The following is a 14,705-nucleotide window of genomic DNA, read 5'->3' on the forward strand; positions in this document are numbered from 1 at the left end:
CCCTCATGGACCGACATCCGTCCCTAGCAGGCGCCGACGCCGGCGCCTCGTTTCACAGGCGACTGTAGCAAGGCCGTTCGCCTCTCGGAAGGCGCGCACTTGCACTGCGATCGATGAGCAGTACGTTCACCTCCCAGTTAGGCGCCGGGATCTAGAGTCGGTTTTATGGACGCTCGAATCGAAAAAAGCGGACGAGATCTGGTGGCGCCTCCGACGGTGCTCACCGAAGCGCGTCTGGCCAAGTACGCCATCGGACAGGTGGTCCGTCACCGGCACTATCCGTTCCGCGGCGTGATCTTCGACGTGGACCCGACGTTCGCCAACACCGAGCAATGGTGGCTGTCGATCCCTGAGGAAATCCGCCCCCGCAAGGACCAGCCGTTCTATCACCTGCTGGCCGAGAACGAGGAAAACGCCTACGTCGCCTATGTCTCGGAGCAGAATCTGATGCCCGACGACAGCGGCGAGCCGGTCGGCCACCCGCAGGCGGCGCTGATCTTCGAATCCTTCGAGGAAGGGCACTACGTGCTGCGCCCGCGGATCAGTCACTAGGCCAGTGGCAAGGACGTTCCACGCGACGCCAACCATACGCAATCTTTATCCGCCGAACCCCGATTTTTCGGCATAGTTCGAACGGAAGTTTCGCGGCGACGCGCCCATTGTACCTGCCATGAGCGCAGACGGTTTCAACACCACCCCGCCGCCCGGAGCCCGGGCCGATTGGACCATCGACCAGGACTGGCCGAGCTATACCCAGGCCGAGCATGATGTCTGGACGACGCTCTATGAGCGCCAGGCGCAACTGTTGCCTGGTCGCGCCTGCGACGCCTTTCTGAAGGGCCTGGACGCCCTTGATCTGCATCGTGGCGGCATCCCTGAGTTCGAGCGGATCAACGCGGAACTGCGCAAGCTGACCGGCTGGTCGGTGGTCGCCGTGCCCGGGCTGGTGCCTGACGACGTCTTCTTCGACCACCTGGCGAACCGGCGCTTTCCAGCCGGGCGGTTCATCCGCCAGCCGCACGAACTCGACTACCTGCAGGAGCCTGATGTCTTCCACGACGTCTTCGGCCATGTGCCGATGCTCACCGACCCGATCTTCGCCGACTACATGCAGGCCTATGGCGAGGGCGGGCTCAAGGCGCTCGGCCGCGGCCAGCTGCACAATCTGGCGCGACTCTACTGGTACACGGTCGAGTTCGGCCTGATGGAAACCCCGCAGGGCCTGCGCATCTATGGCGCCGGCATCGTTTCGAGCCGCTCGGAGTCGATCTTCGCGCTCGACGACCCGTCGCCCAACCGGATCGGCTTCGACCTTGAGCGGGTGATGCGCACCCCCTACCGCATCGACGATTTCCAGCAGGTCTACTTCGTCATCCCCTCGCTGAAGGCGCTGCGCGAGACGACGCTCGCCGACTTCTCGGCCATCTACGCGCGGCTGGACGGAGCCGAGGACATCGCCATCGATGCGATGGCCCCGGGAGATCGCATCTTCACCTGCGGGACCCAGGCCTATGCCGAGCGCGGCGGTCGGCTGGCGGGCGGCTAGCCGCCGGCTTTCTCTCGGTCCAACAGGGTCTGGATGCCCTTCTGGACCTCGAGCCGCGCCGCGGGCGTGAACACGCGATAGCGCTGGGCCTTCGGGCCCGAGGCGACGCTGATCTCCTCGTCGGTGACGTAGATGAAGCGCCCCTGGAACGCGCCCGTCATCGGCAGGCCGGTGGTCATCCGCAAGCCTTCGAGGCGAACGGCGCAGTTCTCCAGCGTGTCGATGTTCGGCGCGATCGGTCGGAAGTCGGGCTTGCCGTTCATGCCCTCGACCATGCGCCAGCAGACGCCCGGATTGCTTGGAGCCGTCAGCGGCTTCTCGCACGCCGTCAGCAGCAGAGGCGCCAGAAGGACCGAAATCAGCCGTCGCATCGTCAGTAGTCCTTGCGCCAGCGAACGGCGAGCTTGCCGTCCCCCTGGCTGGCCAGCTTCGAGATGATGGACAGGTTACGTCCGAGTCGCCACTCCACCTGGGCGGAGGGGCCGTCGCGCCCTCCCCCGGTGATTTCCAGGTAGACGTCATCGGTCAGATACTTGCCGCCGGAGACGGTGACGCCGGACTCGTCGCCGCCGGCCAGCGACAGCCTGTCCAGGCCTGCGAAGGTGCGCAGGTTGCCGACCACGTCGAACCCGCCGCCGCCGGCCAGCGACGAGAGGGCCGAGGCCAGCTGCGCGGCTTCCAGCGGCGAAAGCTGCGAGGCCGAGCGTCCGAACAGCACCTGCGACAGCACCTCGTCGTTGGGCAAGGTCGGGACCGAGGTGAGAGTGATCTCCGGCTTGGCCGCCGTGCCGCGGATGCGCACCACGGCGGTCAGCGACGGATCGTCCCGCGTCGCCGACAGGTCCAGACGGATCGCCTGCGGCGAGGTCGCCAGATAGACCACGCCCCGATCGTCGAACTCGAAGCGCTTGCCGGCGAAGTCGTACTCACCGCGCACTACGCGCGCCGTGCCCGACAGCGTCGGGCGCGCCGTCGTACCGCCGACCCTGGCGTCCAGCGACAGCTCGACGTCCAGTCCTTTGCCGCGCAGGTAGATCCGCCGCGGAGCCTTGAGCGTGACGTCGAGGGTCATGGCCAGCCCGCGCCGCGCCACCGGCTGCAGGGAGCCGGAAACGTCGACCGGCTTGTTGCGCTCGATGACGTCCATGTTCACGACGCCGGAACCGCCAGTCAGCTTGGCCGCCACGTCTGCGCGATCGATGGTCAGGTCGCCCGCCAGGCGCACCTTGCCGTCGGCGGCGCGGTCGAGGGTCGCCTGCCCGGAGGCAGAGGCGGTCGCAAGATCATTGTCGATCAACCTGAAATTCTTCAGGTCGAGCTTGAGTGTCGAAGCTCCGTCGCGGAGCAGGCTCAGCCGGCCGGATCCGGCCAGCGAGCCGCCATGCCCGTCCGCCCCGGTCGCCTGCACGATGTTGACCGCGTTGTCCGCCAGGGTCGCGCGCAGCGTGACGTCGGTGAGCACGAGCCCCGTCGCGCCATCAGAGAAACGGCCGTTGTCGACCTCGGCCTGCCCGACGGCCCGCGGGTCCGCCAGGGTGCCGCTGAGCGTGCCTTGCATCTGCACGTGGCCGGCCAGCTCGCGTTCGCCGCCCACCAGCAGGTCCCAGAGCGGCTTGACCTCTCCGTCCGCGAAGAACTTGCCACGCATCGGCTGCGTTCGGGCGATCGCGATGCGGAACGGACTGGCGCTGGTCTCGGTCGGAAGGACGACCTGGGCGTTGGCGCGCAGGCCATGTTCGTTGGTCACGGCGGCGTCGAGTTCGAGGGAATCCCCGGCCAGCTTCGCCTTCAGGACGCCGTCCAGGCCCTGCTCACGCGGCGATCCGCGGCCACGAGCATCGTCCAGCTTGGCTTCCAGCGTTCCGTCCAGTTGGCCGCCACGGCCGGTCAGGGTCAGCGTGCCGTCGGCGCGGCCCGTCAGGTCGGCGTTGACTAGGCCAAGCCCCAGGTTCTGCACTTGCGCGCGGATGTCGGCGGCGTCCTTTTCCAGGCTCGCATCGAGGTCAATGCGCCCCCCGTCCGAGGCGACCAGGCGCAGGCGCGCGCTGCGCTCTGCGCCCCCGAAACGCAGGACCGCCGGTTCTACGGTCTTCATGTTCCGGCGGCCGTAGGCGCCGTCGCCGGCGAAGGTGAGTTCATAGCCCGGATCTTGCGCCGACAGCGTGCCGCCGCCTTCCAGGCGCCAGCGCTCGCTGGCCGAAACGCCCTGTAGTCGAGCCTGGTACGGCAACCGCGACAGGGGACCGTCCGCCGTCACGGCGCCGTTGCGGACCGCAAAGCGAGAGCCCGGCAGCACCGCATCGTTGGCGGTGAGGTTCAGCGTGGCGCGTGGGCCGCCTGGCGCATCGACGACCTTCACCGCCCCCGCGACCGCCCCGCCGTCGAGGAACGCGCCCTTGACGACGCGCACCTTGAGATCGGCCGCTGAGGGCGTCGCCTTCCGGAGCGATACAGCGCCGCTGGCGGTCAACCCTCCGGCGTCCAGCGACAGGTCCGACAGGTCGACCCCGCCCCGTGGAAAGCTGAAAGCCGAGTGCGCCGCCGCCGGGCCGAATTCGCTGGCCGCGGTCATCGAGACAACGCCGCTGGAGGCGCCCGTCCCGCGCATGAAGCTCAGGGTCAGCTTGGCGCCCTTGAGCGGCAACCGCGGCAAGTCGATGGCCTCGATGTCCGCGAGCAGGTCGGCGCGCGGCGACGAAGGCTTACCCGTGACGGCGCCCGTCCCGCTGGCCTTGCCGGTGATCTCGACCGGACCGGCGCGGAACGGACCGTTGGCCGACCAGTCGAGTTTGAATCGCATATCGCCCGCCTCGTCGAGCACCCCGGCCGTCGTCGCGTTGATCGCCGCCCCGTCGAGCGCGCCGCGCGTGATCGAAACCTTGCGGCCAGCGACGTCGGCGCGGGCCTGCAGGCTGGGCGTCGGACCGAGCAGCCGATCGAGCTCTGAAAAGCCGGACGCGAACCGTGCGCCCTTGGCGTCAAGGGTTAGCGCCCAGGGCTTGCCGGCCCCGCCTTGGCTCGCCGACCAGTCGGCGGTGAGCGCACCACTGGCGCCGGCCCGCGCCGCCGCCAGGTTCGAGAACGCCGCCGTGCCCTTGAAGTTGAGACCGCCCAGCAGACTGCGGCCACCGCTGGCGTCGACTTTCAGCCCTGCGCCGTTGGCCTCGACCTTTCGCAGCATCAAGCGGCCGTCGGCCAGTCGGGCGGCGTCGATCACGGCCGTCGGCCGCGCGCCCAGCAGCGCTGCGGCCAGGCCCGCGCCGCGCCCGCCGGCCCCGGCCAGGCGCCCTTCGATCGCCAGGACCTTGTCCTTGCGCGTGAATTCGAACGGCCCGGAGACCCGATCGAGGTCGTACTGACCGAGCTTCAAGCGGGCCACATCGGCGGTTCCGGCGAACCGCAGATCGTCCAGCGTCCCCGTCAGCACGCCGTCGACGCGCCCAAGGCCCATTGAGGGGCCGCCGGTGACCTTCGACAACTCCCGCGCCGAGGCGGTCAGCGCCACGCCCTTCGGCCCTGTCCGGCGCTCGCCGAGGTTCGCCTTGCCCTTGGCGGTGACGGCGACGTTGTCGGACGTCAGCTCCGCCTGCAAGTCGAACAGCCCCTGCTCGGCCTTGCTGCCCGTCACCACGAACTGAACCTGGGGGCCGAGCCTCGCCACCAGCGCCTGGGTATGGGTCGAGGCGGCCAGTTCGACGCGGCCCTGCGCCGAGCCGCCTTCCGGGCCCCAGACGCCGGACGCGTCCACCGGTCGGGACGCGCCGCTTTCGGCGACAGCCGAGAACCGGCCGGTCGACGCCTCGCCCTTCGCCCTGACGTGCAGCAGGAACGGCTGATCCGGCGCGAGACCGAGCGCTCCAGCGAGCGCGCCGCCCTGGGCCTCTCGCGCGTCGGCCTCCAGCACCAGAGGACGGCCGCCGCCGAAGTCGAACTTGGCGTCCAGGTGGTCGCCGGGGTGCAGAACGCTGGCCGCTTTCACCGCGCCCTTCTGGCCCCCGTTGCGGCGCATGAGCTCAATCGAGGCTTCGACGTCGTAGACCCCGCGGGTCCGCGCCAACTCCGGCATCAGTTCGACCCGACCGCTCGCACGGTCGATGACGACGTCGATCGGCATGCCTGCCGAGGGACGCTTGGGCTCGGTGACCGGGCGTCGATGGACGACGAGATGTTCGGCCGTCACGTCGGTGGCGTGGAAGCGCCGCTGGACGAGGTCGCGGAACACCCACTTGAGACGGAGATTACGCCCCTCGAGCCAGACGCCCTTGGGGTCGCGGATCTCGACTTTGCGAACGCTGAAGTCGCGCCAGACGTCGCCGCTCAACCCCTCTAAGTACAGCCTGCCGAAGCGACCGACCTTGAGGCCGTTGGCCCGCGTCTCGATGATCGACCGGCCTTGGGGCGAGAGCGCCCCGTATCGCCCGGTGAGCAGGGCGGCGGCGGCCAGGGCGACGAGCAGCGCGCACGCCACAAGCAAGACCAGGCCCCAACGCCGGCGGGCCTTCTTCTTCGGCGCGGCCGGAGCCTCTTCGATCTCGTTCGGCGTCTCGCTCAAAAGCTCTGCCCGATGCTGAGATAGATCTGGAACGCCGGGTCGCCTTCGCGCTTGTCGAGCGGCACGGCGATGTCGGCGCGGATCGGGCCGAAACCGAGATCGTAGCGAACGCCGATCCCGACGCCGACGCTGAAGTCGTCGCCAGTGGGAAACTCGTTGGTGCCGACCGCGCCCGCGTCCACGAACGCGACGACGCCCCAGCGCTCGCCGACCTTCTGGCGCAGCTCGAGCGATGTCTCCAGCAGCGAGATGCCTCCCTCCGGCGTGTTGTCGATGTCGCGCGGGCCGATGGCCTGATAGGCGTAGCCGCGAACCGAGCCGCCGCCCCCGGCGTAGAACCGGCGGGACGCCGGCACCTCGGGGATGCTGCCGCCGATCATCGCCCCCGCCTTGACGCGGCCCGCGATCACCGTGCGCGCCTTGGCGTCCACTGGAACGTAGACCGTGCCTTGGCTCTGGACCTTCAGATAGGCCATGCTCTCGTCGCCGATCAGGTAGGTCGGCTCGGCCCGCACGTCGAGCCGCCAGCCCCGCTTGGGATCCAGCGGATCGTCGGATCGATCGAGCGCACCGGCCGCCAAGCCAGCCACCGTGAGGAGCCGATCTCCCAGAGAAGAAACCTGGATCGTCTGCTTCTCCTCGACCGTGCCGTAGTCGAGCGACCCGCCGAGGGTGAGGTACGATGTCTTCCGAAAGCGCCGGGTGACGTCCGCACGAATGCCGACGCCGGTTTCGTCGTAGGCGTCGGTGCGGTTCGAATAGGCGCCGCCGCCGGCCTTGAGCGACTGTTGCGGACGCCGCCAGTGCGGCAAGGTCAACTCCGCGTCCAGGCGACTGTCGATGTTCGAGGCGCGGGCCAGCAAGGCCAGAGTGTCGGCCCGGCCCAGAACATTGTAGCGCGTCCAGCGCGCGTCCGCGCCGAAGCCCTCTGTCGTCGAATAGCTCGCGCCGAGTTCCAGGGTCCGCGACTTGCGGTCCGAGAGGCTCAGCAGGATCGGTCGCCGTCCATCGGGTTCGGCCTGATCCTTGGGCGCCAGTGAGACGGTGACGGAGTCGTAGACGCCGGTGTCGAGCAGCCGGCGTTCAAGCTCGCCGACGTCCTCAGGGTCGTAGACTTCGCCAGGCTTCCACGGCGCCAGGCTTTCCAGCCAGCCCGGGCGGCTACGCCCGCGCTCCCCGACGATTTTCAGCCGGCCCAGGTGCACCAGTTCGCCCGCCGCAATCTTGTAGGTCGGCTGGACGGTGCGATCGGCGTGATCGACGATGACCTCTCGCGGCTGGGCCGCTGCATCGGCATAGCCCCGTTTCTGGACCGCCGCGACGATCCGGCCTTCGGCGTTGATGACGTCGACGGCCCTACCGGGAGCGCCGGTGGCCAGGCCCATGACCACCTCCCCCGACTGGCGAACGCTCTCGATAGGCTCCGGCGAGATCCAGTCGATCTGCGGATCGGAGAGCGTGAACAGCGGGCCGGGCGTGACGCGGACCAGAGCCGTCGGCGGATCGCCGTCGCCAACGTCAGGATCCACCTCGGAGGCGTAGTAGCCCTCGGACCGCAGCACCGCGATCGCGTCTTCGCCGGCCTCGTTGGCCCGGCGGCGGGCCTCGAAGCGGTTGGAGATCGGTTTGTCCGTCTCGCCGACGGCGCGGACGATCGCCTCGCGCAGGTCGCTGTCGAGTTGTCCTTCGATGGTCGCGCGCGGAGACTCGGCTCGAGCCGTTCCAGACGCACAAATGGCCGCCGAGGCGGCGACCGCGACGACCAATCGTCCCACGCCAATCCTTTCACATGCGCCCCCTCCATCGGTGTAGCCCGCGTCGCGCTCGCCTGTCACCCACCACCGATAGATGAAGGCGCCACACGCACAGGCGCCAATCTGCACAATTCGTGGGCGCCCACGCGGGGCGCGCCGGCTGGGTCGGATTTCGCGCTTCAATCGCGCCCGCCTTTCCTAAGCTTTTCCCAGCGAACTGCAGGAAAGGGCTGGCGGGTGGAGTACGGCGTGGCGACCCAGGACCCTGATTGCACGACGGGCGCGCAGGCGGTCCAACCGCCCGCGACTCCCTATGATGAAATGGTCACCGGCGCCGGCGGCGTGCGCGATCACTATGCGGGCCTGCATCAGCGCATCGCGACCCTGGCCCCAGCCGACATGGCCGAGCGCCAGCGCACGCTGGAACGCTACTTTCTGCTCCAGGGCATCACCTTCACCGTCTATGGCGGCGAAAGCAGCACCGAGCGGATCATTCCGACCGACCTCCTCCCCCGCATCATTCCGGCCGCGGAGTGGGAGCGGATCGAGGCCGGCCTGACCCAGCGCCTGCGGGCCCTGAACATGTTCCTCGCCGACATCTACGGCGCCCAACAGATCCTGATGGACGGCGTAGTCCCCCGCGAACTTGTGCTCGGCGCGCCCTCGTACCGGCGGGAGATGCAGAACCTCTACGTGCCGCATGAAGCCTACGCCAACGTCTGCGGATCGGACCTCATCCGCCAGCCGGACGGCGCTTTTGCGGTGCTGGAGGACAACCTGCGCGTCCCGTCCGGCGTCTCCTATATGCTGGCCAACCGCGAGGCCTCGCGACGCACCTTCCCCGGCTCGTTCCGCGAGGCGGGCGTCCGGTCCATCGACCGCTACCCCGACCTGCTGCTGACCACCCTCAAGAGCATGGCGGCCGACTGGCGGCCCAATCCGCAGATCGTGGTCCTGACTCCCGGGGTCTACAACTCCGCCTACTACGAGCACGCCTATCTCGCCCGGCTGATGGGTTGCCCGCTGGTCGAGGGTCGCGACCTCGTCGTGCATGACAACATGGTCTACATGCGCACCACGACCGGCCTGCGACGGATCGACGTGATCTATCGCCGGGTCGACGACGACTTCATCGACCCCCTGACCTTCCGTAGAGACTCGGCGCTGGGGTCGGCCGGCCTGTTCAACGCCTACCGGGCCGGCAACGTCGTCATCTGCAACGCGCCCGGCACCGGCGTCGCCGACGACAAGGCGGTCTACGCCTACGTCCCGGCGATCATCCGCTACTATCTCGGCGAGGACGCCATCCTGCCGAACATCGAGACCTACCTCTGCCGTGAGCCATCGCAGTTGGCGCACGTGCTCGCAAACCTCGACAAGCTGGTGGTCAAGGCGGTGGGCGCCTCGGGCGGCTACGGCATGCTGGTCGGTCCGCACGCGAGCCGCAAGGAACGGGAAGCGTTCGCCGCCGCCGTCGCGGCCGACCCGGCCAACTACATCGCCCAGCCGACGATCCAGCTCTCGACCGCCCCCTGCCTGATCGACGGCGAGATCGAACCGCGCCACGTCGATCTGCGCCCCTTCATTCTCTCGGGCGAGAAGATCGTCGTGACCCCAGGCGCCCTGACCCGCGTCGCTCTCAAGAAGGGATCGCTGGTCGTGAACTCCAGCCAGGGCGGAGGATCCAAGGACACCTGGGTGCTGGAGTCCACGCCGCCGGGAGCTCAGCCATGATGCTCGCTCGCGTGGCCGACAGCCTCTACTGGATCGGCCGATACGTCGAACGCGCCGAACACCTGTGCCGCCTCAGCGACGTGATGCTCAACGCCACACTCGACCGCAACGAAGCCGCCGGGCTCGTCTCACGCATTGTCCTGTCGGCGGTCGGCGACACCGAGCGCCATCGCGCCGACGATCCCTACCAACTCGCCTTGGCCCTGGCGTTGGACCGGCATGATGGCGGCTCGATCGTGTCGTCCCTGGCGCTCGCGCGCGAGAACGCACGGCAGGTCCGCGACCAGATCACGACCGAGACCTGGGAGCGCCTCAACATGCTCCACCTGCGGGTCACGGCCAGCGACGCCGCCCGGGCCTTCGGCGACGGCCCTTCCGCGTTCCTGCACGAGATCATCGCCGACCTTCACCTGTTCAAGGGCGCCGCAGACGCCACCATGAGCCATGGCGAGGGTTGGCGCTTCCTGCTGCTGGGCGTGCACCTGGAGCGGGCCCAGCTCATCGGTCGCCTGTTGGAGGCCTGCTTCGGCCTGCGCCGCGCGCCGGAGGACCACATGGCGCTGATGGGCGTTCTGCGGATGAGCTGCGCGCTGGAGCCCTACCTTCGCCGGTTCACCTCCGACGTGCAGCCGCGCAAGGTTCTCGAGTTCCTGCTGCTCGACGAGGAGTTCCCCCGCTCGATGCGCTTCTGCACCGCCCGGATCGAGGAGTACCTCGGTTCGGCCGCACGGCATGCAGACGCCGGCGGCCACTCGCCGCCCGAGCGCCTCGCCGGGCGTCTAAGGGCGCGCCTGCAGTATGCCGACATGGACGAATACGACGGCGCCAGCGGGCTGATCTCCAGCGTGCTGGAAGACTGCGCCGCGCTCCATCAGTCGATCTACGACACCTTCGTCGCCTATTCCCTGGAAACCCGGCTGCCGGCCTAGGACCTCATCGCCCATGCTTCTCGAAGTCCGGCACGTCACCCAGTATCACTATGCCGAACCTGTGCGCGAAAGCGTCATGGAGGTTTGGATGCAGCCGCAAAAGGCCGCTCGCCAGCGCCTGGTCTCCTTCGACCTCGACGTCGATCCGGCCGCGCAGCTGTTTTCCTACGCCGACCCCTTCGGCAACGCGGTCTACCATTTCGACGTCCCGCATCCACACGACCGGCTGCGCATCGTCGCGAACGCCGCCGTCGAGACGCAGGCGCCGCCCGCCCTGCCCGACGCGCTCGACCATGGCGAATGGGACCGTCTGCGCAGCGATTTCGTGCGCGGCGAAAACTTCGACTTCCTGACGCTCGGCGGCTTCGCGGCGGAAACCGACGCGCTGCGCACCTACGTCGCCGAGCACGGCTTGGACGAGTTGCGCCGGCGCGACCCTCTCAACGCCGTGCGTGCGCTGTCGGAGACAATCTACACCTCTTTCGACTACGAGCCCGGCGTCACCCATGCCGACAGCCCGATCGATCTGGCGCTCGGCGCCGGGCGCGGCGTCTGTCAGGACTTCGCCCACATCATGATCGCGATTTGTCGCGGCTGGGGCGTTCCCGCGCGCTACGTCTCCGGGTATTTGGTCACCGACCGACAGGCTGGCGACCGCTCAGACCCTGACGCGACCCACGCCTGGGTGGAGGTCTTCCTGCCGTCGCTGCGCTGGGTCGGTTTCGACCCGACCAACAACGTGCTCGCGGGCGAACGCCACATCGCCGCCGCCGTAGGCCGCGACTACAACGACGTGCCGCCCTCGCGCGGGGTCTACAAGGGCGACGCCGAAAGCCAGCTCGCGGTCGGAGTATCGGTGCGGCGCGCCCGCACCGCCCCAACCGAGCCGGAATTCATCCGCATGGCGCAACCCTCTTTCGCGCGCGGCGGACGGCGGCGGCCGACTGGCGTCCCGGCCTACGACCAGCAGCAACAACAGCAACAATAGCCGGTCAGTCGAAGGGAAAGGTCACCATCACGACGCCGGTGGTTTCCTGCCCGCCCGCGGATCGGTAGGCGGCGCGGGCCGCAGCGTTGTCCTCCTCGGTCAGCACCCAGGCCTCGGAGCAGCCCAGGGCCCGGCCCTTGATCAGCAGCGCGTCCAACAGGTCGCGCGCGAGGCCTCGCCGCTGATGGGTCGGCGCGACGCCGACCTCGTTGATCCAGAGCTGGGGCGGCTTGTCCGGGTGGACGTAGTGCACCGCCGACGCGAAGCCCACGACCACATCGCCGTCGACCGCCACAGCCAGGTGATGCCGTGGATCGGCGAGAAACTCCGCCCAGATGACCGGATCGATCGCCCGGTCGAACACCTCAGCGGCGACCTGCCCCAGTACAGCCAGATCGCCGGATCCCAAGAGGCGAATGAACGGCTCGCCCATCGCCGCTAGCCTGGGAAGACGTACGCGCGGCTGACCGAGAGGTTGAGCTTCGCACCAGGCCTCAGGTCAGCCACCGCTTGGCGCGCAAAGGCCGCCTCAAGCCGAAGGCCGCCGGGCGTGGCGCCGTCGATCCGCGCCACCGCGCCTTGCGGGGCGATGTGGTTGGCGACAAAGCCGAAGGTCCCCTCGTCCGCAGTCGGTGACAGCACAAGCTCGTGGGGCCGCACATAGGCCACCGCCGCGCCGTCGGCGACGCCCGAGACGGTGAACTGAACGTCGCCCTTGCGGAAGCGACCGCCCTTCACCTCCCCTTCGATACGGTTGGATTCCCCCACGAAGCCGGCGACGAAGGCGCCAGTCGGATTGTCGTGGATCTCCTGCGGGGTCCCGACCTGCTCGATTGCGCCCTGATTGAGGATCGCGACGCGGTCAGCCAGTTCCAGCGCTTCTTCCTGGTCGTGGGTCACGAAGATGGTCGTGACGCCGGTGGCGTCGTGGATGCGACGAAGCTCTTTGCGCAGCGACTTGCGCACCGTGGCGTCGAGCGCGCCGAAAGGCTCGTCCAGCAGCAGCACGCTCGGGTTCACGGCCAGGGCGCGGGCCAGGGCGACCCGCTGGCGTTGGCCGCCTGACAACTGCGCCGGATATCGCTTGCCCAGTTCGCCGAGCTCGACGAGGCGGAGCAGTTCATCGACCCGCTGAGTGATCTCGGCCTTGCTCGGCTTGGTCGCGCCCTTGCGCACGTCGAGACCGAAGGCGACGTTCTTCGCGACCGTCATATGCCGGAACAGCGCGTACTGCTGAAACACAAAGCCGACCCGGCGCGCAGCGGCGCCGGCGTAGGTCATGTCCTGTTCGCCGTACAGAACCTGACCGCTGTCGGGGAACTCAAGCCCGGCGATGACCCGCAGCAGCGTGGTCTTGCCCGAGCCCGACGGACCAAGCAGCGCCAGCAGTTCACCGTCGGCGATCTCAAGGCTGACGCTGTTGAGCGCGGGATATCGCCCAAAGGTCTTCTCCACCGAACGGATGGAAATGGTCATTTGCAGCGTCTCGCGATCAATGACGGCCCGGCCGCGACGGCGGCTGGGCGATTTCAAGCAGGGTCTTCAGCACCAGGGTGACGACCGCCAGGAAGCAGAGCAACGCCGCGACGGCGAACGCGCCGACGAAATCGTACTCGTTGTAGAGTATCTCCACGTGCAGCGGCATGGTGTTGGTCAGGCCGCGGATATGCCCCGACACCACGGAGACCGCGCCGAACTCGCCCATCGCTCGGGCGTTGCAGAGCAGGACGCCGTAGAGCAGGCCCCAGCGGATGTTCGGCGCCGTCACGCTCCAGAAGGTCCGCAGGCCCGAGGCTCCCATCGAGACGGCCGCCTCCTCTTCGTCCACGCCCTGTTCCTGCATCAGCGGGATCAGTTCGCGCGCGACGAACGGGAAGGTCACGAAGATCGTCGCCAGCACGATGCCGGGCACCGCGAAGATGATCTTGATATCGTGATCGATCAGCCAGGGCCCGAACCAGCCCTGGGCGCCGAACACCAGCACGTAGATGAGCCCCGCGACCACGGGCGACACCGAGAACGGCAGGTCGATCAGAGTGATCAGGAACGGCTTGCCCGGGAATTCGAACTTGGCGATCGCCCACGAGGCGCAGACCCCGAACACGATGTTGAACGGCACGGTGATCACCGCGGTGATCAGGGTCAGCTTGATCGACGCGCGGGCGTCCTCGGTCCCGATCGCCTCGAGGGCGGCGGGCAGTCCCTTGCGCAGGGCCTCGAAGAACACCGAGACCATCGGCAGCACGAGGACCGAGGCTAGGAAGGCGGCGACGATCGCCAGGATCAGCGCCTTGGCCCAGGGCGGATCTTCGGTGGGGTGGCGAAGCCGGCTCATGCGGCGAGCCTCCGCGCCCAGGCCTGGATGGCGTTGATGACGAACAGCATGAGGAACGAGACCGACAGCATGACGACTGCGATCGTCGCCGCGCCGGCGTAGTCGTACTGCTCGAGCTCGATGATGATCAGCAACGGCGCGATCTCGGATTTGTAGGGCATGTTGCCGGCGATGAAGATCACCGAGCCGTACTCACCGACCGCGCGTGCGAAGGCCAAGGCGAAACCGGTCAGCCACGCCGGGCCGAGCGCGGGCAGGATGACCCGGACGATGGTGTCGAGGCGCGTCGCGCCCAGACTCGCCGCAGCCTCTTCGACGTCGGCGGCGAGGTCGCGCATCACCGGCTCCAACGTTCGCACGACGAACGGCAGGCCGATGAAGGTCAGGGCTACGATCACCCCCAGCGGCGTATAGGCCACCTTGATTCCGGCGGGGGCGAGCAGCGCCCCTATCCAGCCGTTGGGTGCGTAGAGCGTGGCCAGCGCGATGCCGGCTACTGCGGTCGGCAGGGCGAACGGCAGATCGATGATCCCGTTCACCAGGCTCTTGAAGGGAAACTGATAACGGACCAGCGCCCAGGCCGTCAGCAGCCCGAACACGCCGTTGATCAGTGCGGCGATCAGCGCCGCGCCAAAGGACAGACGGTAGGCGGTCAAGGCCCGCTCGTTGAAAGCCGCCTGCAGAAACTCCGAGGCGGATTGCTCAGATGCCTTCAACGCCACCGCTGACAACGGGATCAGCACGATCAGCGACAGGATCGCGAGCGTCAGCCCCATGGTCAAGGAGAAGCCCGGAATCGCCGAGCGCCGCCGGATCAGCGGCCTTCGTGACGCGACACGTTCGGTCGGCGTGGTCGCCGTCATCGTT

Annotated in this window: 12 protein-coding genes; 5 read left to right on the forward strand and 7 right to left on the reverse strand. The window is 68.3% G+C overall.

What is annotated here, in order from left to right; genetic code table 11:
* The first annotated feature begins 216 nt into the window (after positions 1 to 216).
* Together hspQ and phhA are read left to right on the forward strand one after the other, a co-directional pair.
* On the forward strand, positions 217 to 552 hold the full coding sequence (hspQ, locus tag ACSQ2H_RS11970) for a heat shock protein HspQ (RefSeq protein WP_436063569.1): 336 nt from the start codon (positions 217 to 219) through the stop codon (positions 550 to 552).
* Positions 553 to 670: 118 nt separating this feature from the next.
* Positions 671 to 1,546, forward strand: a complete 876-nt coding sequence (gene phhA, locus ACSQ2H_RS11975; protein ID WP_436061613.1) for a phenylalanine 4-monooxygenase — start codon at positions 671 to 673, stop codon at positions 1,544 to 1,546.
* Here phhA and ACSQ2H_RS11980 read toward each other — a convergent pair.
* Genes ACSQ2H_RS11980 through ACSQ2H_RS11990 form a run of 3 tightly spaced genes read right to left on the reverse strand, consistent with a single transcriptional unit; the run spans position 1,543 to position 7,873 of the window.
* On the reverse strand, positions 1,543 to 1,917 hold the full coding sequence (locus ACSQ2H_RS11980) for a hypothetical protein (RefSeq protein ID WP_436061614.1): 375 nt from the start codon (positions 1,915 to 1,917) through the stop codon (positions 1,543 to 1,545). The two genes, phhA and ACSQ2H_RS11980, sit on opposite strands and share 4 nt — an antisense overlap.
* Positions 1,918 to 1,919: 2 nt before the next feature.
* On the reverse strand, positions 1,920 to 6,098 hold the full coding sequence (locus ACSQ2H_RS11985) for a translocation/assembly module TamB domain-containing protein (protein ID WP_436061615.1): 4,179 nt from the start codon (positions 6,096 to 6,098) through the stop codon (positions 1,920 to 1,922).
* Complete coding sequence (locus ACSQ2H_RS11990; RefSeq protein ID WP_436061616.1) at positions 6,095 to 7,873, reverse strand: autotransporter assembly complex protein TamA; 1,779 nt, start codon at positions 7,871 to 7,873, stop codon at positions 6,095 to 6,097. Before ACSQ2H_RS11990 ends, ACSQ2H_RS11985 begins: the two co-directional genes overlap by 4 nt.
* A 300-nt stretch (positions 7,874 to 8,173) precedes the next feature.
* Here ACSQ2H_RS11990 and ACSQ2H_RS11995 point away from each other — a divergent pair, with 300 nt between their 5' ends.
* From ACSQ2H_RS11995 to ACSQ2H_RS12005, 3 genes are read left to right on the forward strand one after another with little or no spacing between them, the layout of a single operon-like run.
* Positions 8,174 to 9,586 (forward strand): circularly permuted type 2 ATP-grasp protein, encoded by a 1,413-nt coding sequence (locus ACSQ2H_RS11995; protein WP_436063570.1) that lies wholly within the window; start codon positions 8,174 to 8,176, stop codon positions 9,584 to 9,586.
* Positions 9,583 to 10,515, forward strand: coding sequence for an alpha-E domain-containing protein (locus tag ACSQ2H_RS12000; protein WP_436061617.1), 933 nt, complete (start codon positions 9,583 to 9,585; stop codon positions 10,513 to 10,515). Before ACSQ2H_RS11995 ends, ACSQ2H_RS12000 begins: the two co-directional genes overlap by 4 nt.
* Positions 10,516 to 10,528: 13 nt before the next feature.
* A complete protein-coding gene (locus ACSQ2H_RS12005; RefSeq protein ID WP_436061618.1) occupies positions 10,529 to 11,503 on the forward strand; it encodes a transglutaminase family protein in 975 nt (324 codons plus the stop codon).
* Positions 11,504 to 11,507: 4 nt separating this feature from the next.
* Here the strand turns inward: ACSQ2H_RS12005 and ACSQ2H_RS12010 are convergent, their stop codons facing one another.
* From ACSQ2H_RS12010 to cysT, 4 genes are read right to left on the reverse strand one after another with little or no spacing between them, the layout of a single operon-like run.
* Positions 11,508 to 11,936: a GNAT family N-acetyltransferase gene (locus tag ACSQ2H_RS12010; RefSeq protein WP_436061619.1), complete on the reverse strand. Its 429-nt coding sequence runs from the start codon at positions 11,934 to 11,936 to the stop codon at positions 11,508 to 11,510.
* Positions 11,937 to 11,941: 5 nt separating this feature from the next.
* Positions 11,942 to 12,979 (reverse strand): sulfate/molybdate ABC transporter ATP-binding protein, encoded by a 1,038-nt coding sequence (locus ACSQ2H_RS12015; RefSeq protein WP_436061620.1) that lies wholly within the window; start codon positions 12,977 to 12,979, stop codon positions 11,942 to 11,944.
* Positions 12,980 to 12,995: 16 nt separating this feature from the next.
* Complete coding sequence (gene cysW / locus ACSQ2H_RS12020; RefSeq protein ID WP_436061621.1) at positions 12,996 to 13,838, reverse strand: sulfate ABC transporter permease subunit CysW; 843 nt, start codon at positions 13,836 to 13,838, stop codon at positions 12,996 to 12,998.
* The gene (gene cysT / locus ACSQ2H_RS12025) at positions 13,835 to 14,701 is read right to left on the reverse strand and encodes a sulfate ABC transporter permease subunit CysT (protein ID WP_436061622.1); all 867 of its coding nucleotides are present in this window, start codon (positions 14,699 to 14,701) and stop codon (positions 13,835 to 13,837) included. The genes cysW and cysT overlap by 4 nt, the downstream gene beginning before the upstream one ends.
* Positions 14,702 to 14,705 lie beyond the last annotated feature (4 nt).

Source organism: Phenylobacterium sp. LjRoot97, assembly GCF_964254345.1.
In the GTDB taxonomy this organism is placed as follows: domain Bacteria; phylum Pseudomonadota; class Alphaproteobacteria; order Caulobacterales; family Caulobacteraceae; genus Phenylobacterium.

Coding starts and splice junctions, on each gene's coding strand:
- ACSQ2H_RS11980 (WP_436061614.1), bottom strand. CDS start 1,917: ATGCGACGGCTGATTTCGGTCCTTCTGGCGCCTCTGCTGCTGACGGCG.
- ACSQ2H_RS12000 (WP_436061617.1), top strand. CDS start 9,583: ATGATGCTCGCTCGCGTGGCCGACAGCCTCTACTGGATCGGCCGATAC.
- cysW (WP_436061621.1), bottom strand. CDS start 13,838: ATGAGCCGGCTTCGCCACCCCACCGAAGATCCGCCCTGGGCCAAGGCG.
- cysT (WP_436061622.1), bottom strand. CDS start 14,701: ATGACGGCGACCACGCCGACCGAACGTGTCGCGTCACGAAGGCCGCTG.
- ACSQ2H_RS11995 (WP_436063570.1), top strand. CDS start 8,174: ATGGTCACCGGCGCCGGCGGCGTGCGCGATCACTATGCGGGCCTGCAT.
- phhA (WP_436061613.1), top strand. CDS start 671: ATGAGCGCAGACGGTTTCAACACCACCCCGCCGCCCGGAGCCCGGGCC.
- ACSQ2H_RS12010 (WP_436061619.1), bottom strand. CDS start 11,936: ATGGGCGAGCCGTTCATTCGCCTCTTGGGATCCGGCGATCTGGCTGTA.
- ACSQ2H_RS12015 (WP_436061620.1), bottom strand. CDS start 12,979: ATGACCATTTCCATCCGTTCGGTGGAGAAGACCTTTGGGCGATATCCC.
- ACSQ2H_RS12005 (WP_436061618.1), top strand. CDS start 10,529: ATGCTTCTCGAAGTCCGGCACGTCACCCAGTATCACTATGCCGAACCT.